Origin of the sequence: Natronorubrum aibiense (assembly GCF_009392895.1) — an archaeon.
In the GTDB taxonomy this organism is placed as follows: domain Archaea; phylum Halobacteriota; class Halobacteria; order Halobacteriales; family Natrialbaceae; genus Natronorubrum; species Natronorubrum aibiense.
On record NZ_CP045490.1, the window covers coordinates 304135 to 318708 of the forward strand.

Consider the following 14574-nt stretch of genomic DNA (forward strand, 5'->3'; position numbering starts at 1 on the left):
TCAGTAGCTATCCCACAGGTCGAACAGCCGGTCGACGACTCGATCCGTGAACGTCCGCCGATGAACGGTATAGAGGTACTGCACGCGCTCTGGGTCGCGCAGTTCGTATTCGACGCTTCGACCCTGCCGTTCCTTGGTCACGAGATCCGCGTCCTCGAGTTTCGAGAGATGCCACGACACCGTCGACGGCGACCGCTTGAGACGATCGCTCAGATCGGCGGTCGACAACGCCCCTTCGACAGCGAGGTGGGCGACGATCCGGCGGGCGTACTCGCGTCGCAGCGCGTTCATTACGGCTTGATCGACCGCGTCGAACTCCTCTGCCGGGTAGTACCGAGTGTACTTCCCGTCGTCCGACTCCTCGAGCAAGCCGTGGGCTACCAGCCAGCGGAGGTGGTACTGCAGCGTTCCCTGCGCGTATTCGAGAGCCTCGAGGAGGGCCCGAAAGTGAATCCCGGGATTGTCGCGGACGTGCTGGTAGATTATTCGCCGCGATTGTAGTTCCAGCGCCGGGTCCACGTCGGGGTCGGAGTCCACCATGGTCAATCCCGACTCAACGCGACGAAGAACGCGAGCAACCCAACCAGAATGAGCGCCGCGGCGCCGTGTTCTAATAACTCGACGGTCCGCACGGAGAAATACGGCAGGAGGTAGTACTCAAGAAAGACGACGAACCCGTAGATCGCGAACATGAGATAGCCGACGGCGACGACGGCCATGCGATAGTCGCGTTCCCGTCGCCACGCCAGCGCACTGAGCAGTGCCAGCACCGTACCGAGGAGAAAAATCCCGAGACTAACGATCTGCTCAAGTTGCTGGGCGAGCGTCAGTACAACGGCCATCGTGACGAATTCCGGAACGAGCCCTGCCATTAGGTACAACTCAACAGAGGTGTCGGGAAAGAAAAAGGATTGTCGTCCAACCATCGAATCGGACGGACTGAACGGTCCCAGCGTCGGGTTGGCAGGCTGGTCGTCGTTGCGACGGCCGCTCTGCGACGGATTTTGTACACACTACGTTCGGACGCACAGGTATTGCCTTTCACGTCGGCGAGCGTGTGACTGACTTTCGAGAAAGCGATCGCTTCGAGCGCGTTCTCGCCGGCCATAACCCCGGCGTATTAGACGGCGCCGAGCGTGCTCTTGAGGACGCGTTTTCCACCTCTTGCAAGACGAACTCCACGGCTGTACGTCGAGGCAGCCTGTGACGTGTTACTGATCTGATGGCACGGAGACGCCGGACAATCCGCAGCTTTCGGGCAGATAATAATCGTGATCAGTGATCACGCTGCCTCGAGTCGAGTCCGACAGCCTCACAGCCGGGAATATCCCGATTCGCGAGCCGGTCAGGTCCGTACACGACGATCAAGAGGATTGCAACGAGAACGAGCGGAGCTGCGCCCGTCAGTTCCGCCAACAGGCTCAACCACTCGTCTGGGATCCCACCGGGTGCCATCGCTTCCATGTCGGCCGGGTGAAAGATACCCATCGCGTTGACGCCGGCATGGAACACGGCGACGGCGAGGACGCTCCCACCCGTACTATTGTACATCCACGTCCAGAGAACCGATCCAGCCAAAATCGAGACTACCCAGAGCAGTTGCTGCGAGAGGGGCCACCCACCGTGGGTCGTCGTCGCATTAAGAAACAGCGGGAGGTGCCAGCCGGCCCATGCAACGCCAATTAGCAGACTCGAAACCAGTGCGCTGTACTTCTCCTGAAGGAGTGGAAGCATGAATCCACGCCAGCCGAGATCCTCTTGACCACCGCCCCAGATGGTTCCCCACACCAACGCGAAGAGATAGATACCCGGGAACGGGAGCGAACTGGGATCGATCGGCCCGCCAAGTGCGATGAACAGGATAACGCCCATGGTCAAGATGACGAGGGGCAGTCCAAGTGCGATCAACCACCACTTGATGCCAATACGCCAGTGGAAGAACTGCCCGATCCACTTGCGGAGGTCACCACCACTCGCCCAGAGAACCACGGCAGCCCCAACAGGGGGACCGAATCCACCGAACCCGATGAGAATCGAGTGGGTCCACGACGCTTCCATACCACTGGCTGCGAGTGCTCCCTGAATGATCCACGTAAACGTGTACGTGATTAACAGAAATGAGATGAGACGATGTTGGTCGATCCACGATCTAACGCCCGAATTATGAGTCGTTTCAGCCATCGTTATCTGTCCTCTCTACCCTGCAAAGGCAACTGATGTTCTCGACAGGAATGCTCACAGTCGAATTACGCATGCCGATTTGATAAAATTACCTGATTTGTGACATTATGTCGCTGGCTCTACTCAAAGTTTTTTGAGTGGCTCGAGACGTACCCTGTTACTTAATCGGAATATCATTGGGAGGGTTTATTGACTGGAGTCACACACCTCGAAACCATCATCGATCACATTGCCATCCTCGAACTTCGTCGACGTGGGTGCGCCGACAGCAGCTGTCATTCGGACCATGGGCCGTGGCCGGTTTGCCACCTGTCGCTCAAATATCCCCAGTCGGGCCGCACTCGGTCGGACCGCGATCTCTACTACTATCCGTCTGTATTTCCACCGCGATAAGAGCATCCGACTCTGTCGAATCAATTTCTTCAGGGGCCAACTCCGAGTTGTGAGGGTGTTGTAGGGTTCTGTATGAATAATCAATATGTTGTGATTCGGCAGACGGTTCGCAGCCGACTGGGAGACGATCAACGATCAGCTGTTTCCAACTGCTTTCGGTGAATCGGATCCTCGAGTTCACCCATCACTGCCTCGAGCAAGTCGGTCACAGTAATGAGTCCGACTACCTCGCCATCTTCGATCACCAGTGCGAGTTCGTGATTCTCTGCCTGGAACTGGTCGACCGCATCGCTGACATCTGCGTCGGGGGAGAGTGTCATCGGTGGTTCCGCCAGTTCGGCGAAATCGAGATCACCGTTAGTCAATTGTTCGCGGTATCTAACGAGGACCGGCGTATAGAGAATGCCCCGAAAGTCGGTCAGTTCGTTTCCGACCAGCGGATACCGTGTCTGCGGCCGCTCCTCCATCTTCCGAAGGTTTTCCTCGGCGTCGTCCTCTGTCGATAGTGCGACGATCTCATCGGATCCGACCATAATCTCTCGAATAGGTTGCTCTCCGATCTGGAACGCGTTCATCACCTCCTCACGGCGTTCGTCGGTGAGATCTCCCTCCTCGAGGACCGATCCGAGTCTGTTCCGGAGATCGGCCCGCGACTCGATGACGTCTTCTTCGGTTTCGAGCCAGGCACCGGTCATCTCGATTCCGAAGAGTTTGAGCGTCAGTTTCGCAATCCCGTCGCCGAGAGTGATCACCGGCGAGATCAGCCAATGGAACCAATACAATGGTGTTGCTCCGTATCGACAGACCATCCGCGATCGTTCGACACCCAAATACGTCGGCGTCTGTTCACCGTGTGTCAGGTGAACGAGATTGATGATGAGAAACGCGAGGATTCCGCCGCTGCCGATCGCGGCCAGCGCCGTGTTCGCGAAGAGGGGCTCGAAAATGGCTGCGAGCGCGGGTTCGGCGATGATCCCGACCGCGATGCTCGAGGCTGTAATGCCGACCTGGCACGTGGTCAGATAGAGCTCGAGGTTGTCGGTCATCTCCCACGCCCGCTCGAGTGCGGGATTGCCGTCAACAAACTCCACCTCAGTAAACTGCCGAGCCCGGGTTAGTGCGAACTCGATGGCAACGAAGAATGCGTTTGCGAGAATCAGCAAGAGACCAGCAACCAGACGGACTACGATCATTCCTAAATTCATGATTTGGAACTGACGAACATTAGTAAAAGCAGGAGTGGATCGATGCGGTACGCCGACCGAAAACTGCGCTCGCAGTTGTGACCATCTGGTGAACAGGGCAAGCGCGCGTAGTGCATCGACGTATAAGAGCCGGTAGCCCCGATCGCACCGTATTCCTCGAGACGGATATCTCCATTGTGGGTTCGTAATCTGATCATTGGTTGTCGCTCCATCATAGTCCCGATTTGGCAGTCATACGAAAGGATGGGATACGGCCGGCGGCGGTCACGGCGTACGCGTCATAGCCGCCGAAGTTCGCCATCGAGGCTTCTGCGACTCCTCCCCGCCCAAGGGGTGAGTTTCCTCGATGACCCAGAATGAGATCTGAAATACATTTTCGACCGTGCGATCAGAAAGGCCCACTCCGATGCTACCACGAGGGATCGAACGCTTCCGAGAGCATCACCCAGACCTTTTCGAGAAGGATCGAGACAAAAGACAGCAGCACCGTCACGAGTACAACCTCATAATCAGCTATCGTTCCATACACTCTGGAATTCGATACTGTTATTCGAACCTCAGAGAATACCTACCTATGCGACGACGCGCGATACTTGAAGGTGCCGGAGCGGCGTTCGCTGTTACGCTGGCTGGGTGCGGGGACCGTATCGGAACAAGAGACGACGAAAGCGAAGCGAGCCAACAGGACAATGGGACCGACGAGAACAACGAGAACGACACTGGAACCGACAGTGAACCGGACAGCGTAACGAGCGACTCAGATGATTTCGACTCTAGCAATGAGAGTGACGAACCCGGTAACGAGAGTGACGAACCCGGTAACGAGAGTGACGAACCCGACGAACTGGCCACGCTGCTGATCGACGACTTCGAAAACTACGACAGCGGCGGTCAGTTAGGTCCATGGACGCGTGACGGAAGCGGCAATGCTAGCGTCTCCTCGAGTGCAGCTTTACACGAGGACTCGAGTCAGGGTATTCGGCAAAGCGGCAGCTCGAATATCCGTTCCTTCCCTAATCAGGGGCTACCTGGGGAGAGGCTCTCGAACTACCCCGAAGATGGACGCGTAGTCTCGGTACTTATGCGTCCCGCCTCGGACACCTCTCAGCCCTGGATTATTTTCGGGATGGAAGACGACGTGTGGTCCACAAAGACCCCCGGATGGCGGCTCATTGTTGATCCGAAAGGAGGAATTCGGATCGCTCGAGAGACGGGGAGTGGTACTGAGGTCCTTGACAAGAACTCGAGACTTCCTAATTTGGTCGGCAAAACTGTCGACTGTCAATTTGTTGCCGACAGTTCTAACGGGGTTGCGTTCCGTATCCAAGACCTCGACGGCACTGTGCTCGGCACCGTTAGCACAAGTGTGACAGATGGCATCGAGAACGAAATGAGTATTGGCTTCCGGTCGACACAAGGCGTCGACTGGGATTGGCTGCGATTTGTCGACGGAGAAAGCGATAGCTGAAGACTCAATTCGACGGGACGGCCTGGGTCGCTGACAACATGGGACAGTCTCCGCGACCGACGTCAGAACAGAGGAGAGGTACTGGTCGCGCTCGCTCCCCGGAATCAACGAAGTACACTCTGGACTCGCCGTGACTGGAGACGAGGTGTTCGTTCCCGCCGGTTCCACGACATTGTCGGAAGCGTCCGAGCCACCCCAATCAGCAACGAACGCGTCAACAGTCTCCTGAATGAACGCGATTGCGACTTCGCCATCCGTCTCGGATGTCTCGAACGAACACGTGTCCGGCTTTCGAAGCGTCAGATCGAACGGGATCGGACCGATCGCCTCGGTAACAACTAAAACGGATTGGATTAATCACGGAGATCCATCACAACAGCCAGCGATCGGTGGAAAAGCTGACACGGAGAATATCGAATCGTCACTCCGGCACGGTCTGGTTTAGCACCGCCACTGACGTCTATCTGTATAGTGACTATTTCTGACAAGGTGTGTTGCAGTAGTGTATATTTATCCCAATACAATCTCCGACGGTCGTTCGATCACCTATCCGAAAGTTGTGGAAATAGTCACTTTTCATCTGCAACGTATAAAACTACTTCTCAATGAGAAATCGGTCGGCGTAATCGACCTGACCGCTCGATCCTAATCGAAATGAAGAAACCAGATATCCGTAACTATCGACGAGAAATACTGTCTCGAGGAGATCGTTTTTCTCGGTCAATCAGTGCAGGAGCGCAGCAGCTGGATCGGTGTCTCGCCGTCCGAATACTGCGCCCTCGAGAACCAACTATGAGTTAAGTACTCTTGTGCGTTGTTCCCAATACCAGTAGCCACCAATAGTAACAGTATATTTATTAATAGCGACTCGAGACAGCGAATTCGGCGGCGGGTCTGGAATATTATCAATTAACCAATGTATTTCCAGATCCCTTGATGAGATCGTTCAACGCCGAGCAGTCGGAGAATATAGTAGCCACTGAAAGACAATACAAACCAGATCGCATGGCGGCTGTGAAATCGATGTGTAACTCGTTTCAGTGGCAGCTACAGCTTGTACTCAACGGTCTTCTCGGTTCAGGGCCGGCACGGCATTCATCTTCCCGTCAGTACTGATTCTCATACTGCCGGACAAAATGATTCACGCACCGATCGCGTCTCACGGCTCGTCGCCTCCGGCGACGACCGTTCTCGTGCGATCGGGCGTTTACTGACTGTTGTCCAGCAGTATCAGTCGTTCATTGCCCGCTTCGTACAGTACCAATACGTACCGCCGAATGTGACGAGACATCCGACGACAAGTATCAGGTCCACGAGTGCGATGACGTACGCGGCGGTACCGGGTTGGAGAAAGAGAAACGAGAATGCGAGTAGTAGCCCCATCACGATGACGACCGCGAGCAGCAGCGGTATGTTATTTCGCTGCTCGCAGACTGCGTCCATGAAGGCTTCGCTAATTGTCATACATTTTCATCCGTTCGAGTGGTCATTAATGTCCCGATCAACGCCGGAAGAAGACCATAACACCCACTTCGATAGCTCCCACGACATCGCTTCTTGGCCAGTATATCACTGAACGGCAGCTTTATACCCTGAGCGTGGGAGTTTGTACTCATATGGAACGCGGATTAGTAAGCCTCAGAGAGACGGAGACACATCGCGATCTCCTCGCAGAAGCAGCGGATTGGGTAGCCAAGGATGACAGCGAACTCGTCATCCTGTGGCACCTCGACGAAGCCGAATACGATGCACATGTGGACTCCCTCGAATCGGTTGAGCGGGTCGAACACGTTGATTACGACCATTCAGTTATCATTGAGGGTGCCCAGGCCGACGCGACGGCATTCGCCCAATCGGTACTGTCGGAGACAAGTGCTGACCCGCAAATCACGGTCGCCGTCGACTCGGAAAAGACGCGGGCTCAGCACGTCCTCGAGACGGCCCTCGAACACGACTGTGACCACGTATTCATCGTCGGTTCCGCTCGGTCACCCACCGGAAAAGCCATCTTCGGCGACTTCGCACAGCAGGTCATCCTCAACTTCAACGGCTACACGACGCTCGTCACCGAGTGAACGAGTGTCTATCTTCTGCACACACGGTCCGTCTATCGACGAGTCGGACGGCGGTGGTACTCGTCGTAGCGACGTGGTCGGCCCGGTTAATGATGTCCCGAAACGCAGCTTCGTCGAGCATCCACAGGTCCTTGCTGCCGAAACTCATACAGCCACGCCCTATGCGACTCGCTACTGTACCGGTTCTCTAACGTCGTGTACTCCACGCCAGCCACCCTGTCGGCGGCGAGTACGAGTCTACTGACGGCCCGATCAAGGTGCGCCGAAGTCGGGTCCGTCGACTGCTGACTCGCTGCGCCAGTCGTGACTTGGCGTCCAACCGAGCAGATCCCGGGCTTTTGCCATTGAGAACGCGGACTCTTCGCCAGAGAGCGAACAGGGTTCGGGCACCTCGCCGAGCAACGCCGCGAACAGGTCGGTCGTCTCCTCGCCGAGGTAGTTGTCTTGGGCGTGGCAGTGGACGGCTTCATGGCCGTCGATATCGATGGTCAGCGACCGGGCAATCTGGTCGGCAAGATCACGGACGTCGACGTACGACCAGTAGTTTCCGGGGCCGCCGCCGACGGCACCCTCGGGGTCTGCGGCAAGGACGTCTATGTCGAACGCCTCGCGGAGTTCGGTGACGAAGTATTCGCCGGGGTACTGGACCCACGAGGGCCGAATCGAGCAGACAGAGATACCGTCACGCCGGACGACGGTCTTTGCCGTTTCCTCGCCGCTGACCTTCGAGAGGCCATAGGGGTCGGCCGGACGTAGCGGATGGTGCTCCTCGATAGGGAGTACGTCAGGTGTCCGCACCGACTCGGCGAAAGGGAAGCCGTAGGCGGATTCGCTGGAGGTCCACGTCACGTCCGCGCCGACCCGACCCGCCGCGTTTAGCACGTTGTACGTACTCAGGACGTTGTTGCGGTAGACACGCTCGCCGGCGTGGTCGAGTGGATCTGGAATCGCCGCGAGGTGGACGATGGCGTCCGGGTCGACCGATAGCACGAGGTCGGTGGTCTCGCCGGCGTCTACGAGGTCGACCGCCCGGAAGTCGACACCGTCCGGGGGCGTCCCCGTCGGCAGGTCGCGGTCGACGGCGACGATGGTGTACGGTTCCTCGGCGAGTCGGTCAACGATCCAGCGTCCGGCTCCGCCGAGCGCACCGGTCACGATGAGTGTCTCTGGATGCGAATCCATACTAACTCTAGCCATTGACGAACTAAAAAAGATGGCGTCCGGTCCCGCTCAGTCGTCAAGCGGCGCGCTGTCCCAGTACTCGTGATCCGGTTGCGTGCGGAAGCAAGCGGTTCGGTGGGCGCCCCGCTCCCCATCCATGGTGGGACAGGACTCCCGACACGCCTCGCGTGCCTCCGGACACCGGGTGTGGAACCGGCAGCCAGACGGCGGATTCACCGGATCGGGGATGTCGATCCTCCGCATCGGCGGTTCGGTCGCGCCAGTCGCGTGAAGCGCGAGGTCGGGGGTCGCCCATCGCAGCACGTTCGTGTAGGGGTGACCGGGGTCCTCGATGAGTCGCTCGGCCGGCCCCACTTCGACGATTTCGCCGAGGTACATCACGCCGATGCGCCCGTCTCCGTGTTCGGCGAAGTAACGTGCGTTCGAGAGGTCGTGTGAGATGAACACGAACGACGTGTCGAAGTCTGCCTGCAGGTCCAACATCAGGTCCATCATCTCGACGCGCAGGGAGACGTCAAGCGCACTGATCGCCTCGTCGGCAAGGATAAGGTCAGGATTCATTAACAGCGCACGGGAGAGTGCAACGCGCTGTTGTTCCCCGCCACTGAGCTGGTGGGGATATCGGTCGGCGAAATCAGCCGCCGGGTTCATCCCGACGCGCTCGAGCAGTGAGTAGATTCGCTCTCGTCGCTCACTGAGGCCGATGTCAGGGTGCGTCTGTTTGATGGGCTGTGCGAGGATGTCGACGATTCGCTGGTTCGGGTTCAGCGAACTCCCCGGGTCCTGATGGATGATTTGGAGTGACGATCGGATTTCGCTGAACGGAATGTCGATCTCACCGGTCTGGTCCTTGGCCGCCCAGATGTCTTGCCCGCGGTAACGGACGGTCCCGCCAGTGGGCCGTTGCAGCCCGATAGTTGTCTTACCCAGCGTCGACTTTCCACACCCGCTTTCGCCGACAAGTGCGAGAACGTCATTCTCCTCGATGTCGATCGAGATACCGTCGACCGCTTTGACGACGTCCGGCTCCTCGAAGAAGTCGAACAGTCCTTGATCCTTCTCGAAGTGGACTTCGACGTTTTCGAGCGAGACGAGCGGTGCATCGGCGTCTCTGCTGTTCGGTTTGGCGCGGGTATTTGACTGGCTCATGCGTCATCCTCCGTGTCAGCCTCGAGCGGTTCGGTGTCGATGGCGTCGAAGTTCAGTTCGATCGTCTCTCTTGCCTGTTCCCAGTGGTGACAAGCCGTGCTGTGGCTGGGTCCGGTTTCGTAGAACGCCGGATCGTCGGACCGACACTCGTCGGTCGCGAGCGGACAGCGTGGGGCGTACGAACAGCCCGACGGCACGTTGACTGGTGCCGGACTTTGGCCGTCGATCGCACGCATCTCCTCGAGTGGGGCGTCGAGGTTCGGCGTCGAGTTGAGTAGCGCGCGCGTGTAGGGATGTCCCGAGTTACCGATGAGTTGGTCTCGGGGGGCGACTTCGATGAGATCGAAGGCGTACATTACGGCCATCCGGTCGGCCAACGCGGCGACGAGCGGCAGGTCGTGGGTGATGAACACCATCGTCAGGTCGTACTTCTCCTGTAACTCCTGCAGGAGCATCAGAATCGACCGTTGCATCAGCAGGTCCAGCGCGGCCGTCGGTTCGTCCATCACGAGGACGTTCGGTTCCAGCACGAGCGAGAGGGCGATGAGTGCGCGCTGTTGCATTCCACCTGAGAGTTCGTGTGGATACGAGTCGAGAACTCGATCGGGATCGAGATACAAGTCAGCCAGCAGTTCTCGAGCGAACTCCATACCCTCGGTCACGTGGGCGTCGTGTGCTTTCAGCGTCTCACGGAAGTGACCACCGACTTTCATCGTCGGGTTGAACGAACTCATCGCCCCCTGGAACACCATGGCGATTTCCTCCCATCGGAACTGTCGAAGTTCCTCTTGGCTGAGCTCCAGAATGTCGATCGTCGTCCCGTCGGCTTTGTGGTAGAGGATTTCGCCGGAGAGCCGTCCAGGGTCGGGAATCGCGTCGAGCATCGCCGAGGCGAACATCGACTTCCCGCTCCCGCTCTCGCCGACGACACCGACCACCTCGTTGCGCTCGATGGCCATACTCACGTCGTCTAAGACGAACGTCTCGCCGTCGTCGTACGTGACTTTGGCGTTGCGCATCTCGAGTATCGGATCGGTCGCCGCCATCGGATCACCGTGCCGTCGTTGTGCTGTGATATCTGGTGTCATCTAGAGTACCTCCGTCACACGATCGTCGTCGTTGTCGTTCGCCGTCGAACTGGACGTACCGGACATCCGAGTCCGGACTCGAGGATTGAACACCCGGTCGAGTCCCTGGCTGAGCAGGATGAGACCCAGCGAGAGGCCCATGATTGCGACCATCGGAGCCAGCAGCCAGTGGGCCGCACTCCACGAGAAAAGCGCCCCGCCGCTGTAGGCGAGGTTGAGAGTCACACCCCAGTTCTGCGTCGAATACGGCAACACCCCGAGGAAGTACAGTCCCACGGAGGCGAACATGACATAGCGCGCGGCGAACACGAAGTTGACCGTCACGTAGGGCATCAGGTTGGGGATGATATCCTTCATGATGATTTGCGGGGTGTTGACGCCCATCGTTCGGGACGCCTCGACGTAGTCGTTTTCGCGAATAGTAAGCACCTGCGAGCGAAGCGACCGACCGAGACCGGCCCAGTAGCTGATATTAATAACGATGCCCAGTAGGATGGGATTCTGTGGATTGAGTGTCACCGCGAGAATAATCACGAGCGGCAGGCCAGGGATCGCCATGACGAGGTCTGAAAACGACATCAGCGCCCTGTCGACGCGGCCGCCCTTGTAGCCGGCGACGGTCCCGATCACGACGGCGACAGCCGTCGCCCACACCGCACCGGCGGTAATCATCAGCAGGATGTCGGGCGTCGAATGGATGATGAGCGCGGCGAGATCCGTCCCGGAAGCAGTCGTGCCGAGCGGATAGTTCATGTTCTCGAACAGCATGAGGTAGCGGGGCGCTTGACTCGTCGACGGTTCTCTCCAGAGCCCCAGCACCGCGACAAGCGCAATCAGGAGATATCCGCCGAGGATAAGAAAACCTAGTCGCGTTCGCCAGTCGGCCCACGCGACGAGCAGTGGGGTATGAATCCGCTCGTCGTACACCTCACGGAGTCGCTCACGCGTCGTCACGTCCGGTGCCGACGTGCTCTCGCTTCGCCAGTCAACCCCGTTCGTCTCAGTAGGCTTCATCCGAATCACCTGCGCTGATGCGTGGGTCAATTTTGCTGTACGTCAAGTCCGCGATGTAGACGCCGAGAACGAGCGCCACGGTGATGACGAGGAAAGTACCCATCATTAGCGGGTAGTCGTTCGCGTTCAGTGCGGTGATGAGGTAGTACCCCAGACCGGTGTAGGAGAAGATCTGCTCCAGAATAACGGTCCCGCCGAGCCGGAAGCCAAGCAGGAGGAGGAATCCCGTGTACATCGGTAAGATGGCGTTCCGGGCGACGTATCGGGTCGCGATACGACGGTCCGAGAGGCCTCGAAGGCGAGCCACCTGCACGTAGTCGTTGCCGAGCACCTGAATGCTGTTCCCGCGCATCGCGAGCGCCTGTCCACCGATTGCTCCCAGCGTGTACGAGAAGATGGGCAGCACGCTGTGTTCCAAAGCGCTAAGGACGAACGGGATGCTGAGTTGCCGTTCGACCCCGTTTCCGACTGTCCCCGCAGTGGGCAACCAGCCGAGCTGGTAGGCGAAGATGTACAGCGCCAAGACGGCGACGACGTAGAACGGTACCGACATCAGGGTAATCGAGATCCCCGAAAACAGCTTATCGAATCGGGAGCCTTCCCAGTACGCCTGTAGCGCCCCGAGAAAGATACCAATGACGAACACGAGTATCGTCGAGACAAGCACGACGAACACGGTCCACGGGGCTGAACTGGCGAGGATCGAAACGACTGGTTCGTTGAGCGAAATCGACTCCCCGAGGTTACCCTGGGCGAGAGCCATCATGTAGTCGAGGTACTGCTGCCAGAGAGGCGCGTCTGGACGGATATTCTGTAGGTTAGCGATTCGAGCGTCGACTTCCGAGGCCGGCACGCCCTGTCTGAGCAACTGGGCGCGTAACAGCGTGTACGGACCGCCTGGAAGGAGCCGTATCAGGACGAACGTCAGTGACGCAACCATGAATATGGTGGCGAATACCCGAGCCGTTCGGCGTACGTAGTAGTTGACCATTGTGTACTTCCTTTCCTCGTGTTACTGATTGATCGGGTTCAACTGGCCTTGCTTGGGGAGCCAATGCGAGGGCCACTTGATACCGCGAGCGGAGTCCTCGGCCGGCGCGACGTCCCACTCGTCGCTGGTGAGCCATGACTGGTCTTGCTTCGCGACGATGCCGAGAATCGGGAGATTCTGGTTGTTGTGCCACGCGACCCGTGTTATCGTCTCGGAAACCTGAGCGTCGTCCTGCATCGTTGCAACGCTGCGAATCTCTTCGAACGGATTCAATGTCATCTCGCCCGAATCATCCATCGCCGGGACAGTATATTCGCCTTCCTCGAAATTGTGTCCGCCGTCGACGTCTGGGATGTTGAGTTGCCACCGAAGCGGGAAGTACGGGAACGACGAGCGAGCGCCACCGGGTAGCCAGTAGAACGCGCCCACCGCGAAATCGGAGTTGGTGTACGCACCGTAGAAGTCACCACTCGGTAGCGAGTTTATTTCGAAGTCGAAACCGAAGGAGTTCAGCTGATCGACGACGGTGTTGGTTGCAGTCGTCCAGTCGGTCCACCCCGCCGGGGTCACGTAGCTTCCACCGAGAGTGTTCCCATCGCCGTCGCGCCACGTCCCGTCCGACCTCGAGTAGCCGGCGTCACGGAGCAGTTCGGCAGCCGCCTCGGACTGTGTGGCATCCGGACCGTAACTTTCGAAACGGTCGTAGTCGTCACCGAGCCAAGTTTCTTGATCGGCCGGCGCAATGCCGGTGACTTTCGGAGCCGGATTCTTCGTGCGTGGTCCGGCGTTATCGGCAACCTGCTGACGGTTGATAACGTGTGCGACCGCCTGGCGAACATTTCGGTTGCCGAAGTCCTCGTCGTCGTGATTGAAGATGACTCCGTATCCCCAGTTCGCCGGAAGGGTGACCTCTTCGACATGGTCCGGGAAGCTCTCGACGATGGTCGGTGGCACAAACAGGCTCGAGACGACGTCGAGCTCGCCGCCCATCAACCCTTGCTGGAGTGCGGTGTTCTCCTGTCGGCTCAGAAGTTCGTATGTGTCGAAATCGATGGCGTCGGCGTTGTAGAAGTGCTCGTTGCGCGTAAGGGTCCAAGCTTGGTCGTTCTTGGATTCGAACGTGAATGGACCGTTGCCGTGAATATCGTCTTCCCACTCGAATTGCTGGATAGCTGATGCATCTTGGTCCAGAAACTCATTGTAAACAGGCTGATACCCATGAATACGGAGATCGCCATTAGCAAGCGTATGCTTGATAATCTCCGGATTTGACGGGCGCGAGAGGTTGATGACGACCGTCTTGTCTGTCTCACCCTCTTCAACGCTGTCGGTGAAGTCCCACAGCGTGGCATTGGTCTTTTCCATCAGCCTGAACTGCGTGATGACGTCGCCCGCCGTAACGTCGTCGCCGGTGTCCCACTTGAGGTCATCACGCAGCGTCAGCGTGACCGTCTCGTCTTCGAACGACCAGTCCTCTAGCCCGGCCAACTCAAACTCCTGTGTACTGAAGTTGTAAGCCGCAAAGCGCTCGAAGATGTGGTTGCCTGCGGTCCAGTCGTAATTCTGGGTCGCCATCGGGTTCAGGTGCATATTCGACGGGACCCCTTCGTTGGTGGCGCCCGTGAGAGTAGTGGCACTGGACGACTCGCCGCCGAGACACCCGGCGAGGGCTGCTGCTCCAGAAACGCCAGTTAGTTTGACTAGTTGCCGTCGGCTAATCATATCGCGATAGCCATCAGTAGTTCGTGACATTGCGTACAACTCCACTGTAATTCTACCCATATTAAATGTTTTGGTATTGAGGAACAAACACACGCCCAACTGTACC

At 58.0% G+C, this 14574-nt stretch carries 13 protein-coding genes; 2 read left to right on the top strand and 11 right to left on the bottom strand.

The window, feature by feature from the left end:
* The 4 genes from GCU68_RS19910 to GCU68_RS19925 all read right to left on the bottom strand — a co-directional run bounded on the left by GCU68_RS19910 (window position 1) and on the right by GCU68_RS19925 (window position 3779).
* Complete coding sequence (locus tag GCU68_RS19910; protein ID WP_152944368.1) at window positions 1-540, bottom strand: winged helix-turn-helix transcriptional regulator; 540 nt, start codon at window positions 538-540, stop codon at window positions 1-3.
* 2 nt (window positions 541-542) lie between these two features.
* A complete protein-coding gene (locus tag GCU68_RS19915; protein WP_152944369.1) occupies window positions 543-872 on the bottom strand; it encodes a hypothetical protein in 330 nt (109 codons plus the stop codon).
* Between the two features lie 403 nt (window positions 873-1275).
* Window positions 1276-2181 carry a CPBP family intramembrane glutamic endopeptidase gene (locus GCU68_RS19920; protein WP_152944370.1) on the bottom strand — a complete coding sequence of 302 codons (906 nt, stop codon included), beginning with the start codon at window positions 2179-2181 and terminating at the stop codon, window positions 1276-1278.
* 521 nt (window positions 2182-2702) lie between these two features.
* A complete protein-coding gene (locus GCU68_RS19925; protein ID WP_152944371.1) occupies window positions 2703-3779 on the bottom strand; it encodes a CNNM domain-containing protein in 1077 nt (358 codons plus the stop codon).
* Between the two features lie 406 nt (window positions 3780-4185).
* Between GCU68_RS19925 and GCU68_RS19930 the strand changes: the two genes are divergently transcribed.
* Window positions 4186-5247, top strand: a complete 1062-nt coding sequence (locus GCU68_RS19930) for a hypothetical protein (protein ID WP_227015123.1) — start codon at window positions 4186-4188, stop codon at window positions 5245-5247.
* Between the two features lie 1230 nt (window positions 5248-6477).
* On the opposite strand, the gene GCU68_RS19935 is transcribed toward GCU68_RS19930, so the two are convergent.
* Entirely contained in the window at window positions 6478-6711 is a 234-nt protein-coding gene (locus GCU68_RS19935) for a hypothetical protein (protein ID WP_193565108.1), read from the bottom strand.
* A gap of 152 nt (window positions 6712-6863) precedes the next feature.
* Here GCU68_RS19935 and GCU68_RS19940 point away from each other — a divergent pair, with 152 nt between their 5' ends.
* The gene (locus GCU68_RS19940) at window positions 6864-7322 is read left to right on the top strand and encodes a universal stress protein (protein ID WP_152944372.1); all 459 of its coding nucleotides are present in this window, start codon (window positions 6864-6866) and stop codon (window positions 7320-7322) included.
* A 252-nt stretch (window positions 7323-7574) separates the two neighbouring features.
* On the opposite strand, the gene GCU68_RS19945 is transcribed toward GCU68_RS19940, so the two are convergent.
* From GCU68_RS19945 to GCU68_RS19970, 6 genes are read right to left on the bottom strand one after another with little or no spacing between them, the layout of a single operon-like run.
* The gene (locus GCU68_RS19945; RefSeq protein ID WP_152944373.1) at window positions 7575-8504 is read right to left on the bottom strand and encodes an NAD-dependent epimerase/dehydratase family protein; all 930 of its coding nucleotides are present in this window, start codon (window positions 8502-8504) and stop codon (window positions 7575-7577) included.
* A 48-nt stretch (window positions 8505-8552) separates the two neighbouring features.
* Window positions 8553-9653: an oligopeptide/dipeptide ABC transporter ATP-binding protein gene (locus tag GCU68_RS19950; RefSeq protein ID WP_152944374.1), complete on the bottom strand. Its 1101-nt coding sequence runs from the start codon at window positions 9651-9653 to the stop codon at window positions 8553-8555.
* Window positions 9650-10741, bottom strand: a complete 1092-nt coding sequence (locus tag GCU68_RS19955; protein ID WP_152944375.1) for an ABC transporter ATP-binding protein — start codon at window positions 10739-10741, stop codon at window positions 9650-9652. Before GCU68_RS19955 ends, GCU68_RS19950 begins: the two co-directional genes overlap by 4 nt.
* Window positions 10742-11755: an ABC transporter permease gene (locus GCU68_RS19960; RefSeq protein ID WP_152944376.1), complete on the bottom strand. Its 1014-nt coding sequence runs from the start codon at window positions 11753-11755 to the stop codon at window positions 10742-10744.
* Complete coding sequence (locus tag GCU68_RS19965; RefSeq protein WP_152944377.1) at window positions 11742-12746, bottom strand: ABC transporter permease; 1005 nt, start codon at window positions 12744-12746, stop codon at window positions 11742-11744. The genes GCU68_RS19960 and GCU68_RS19965 overlap by 14 nt, the downstream gene beginning before the upstream one ends.
* Window positions 12747-12767: 21 nt before the next feature.
* Window positions 12768-14336, bottom strand: coding sequence for an ABC transporter substrate-binding protein (locus GCU68_RS19970; RefSeq protein WP_227015125.1), 1569 nt, complete (start codon window positions 14334-14336; stop codon window positions 12768-12770).
* Window positions 14337-14574 lie beyond the last annotated feature (238 nt).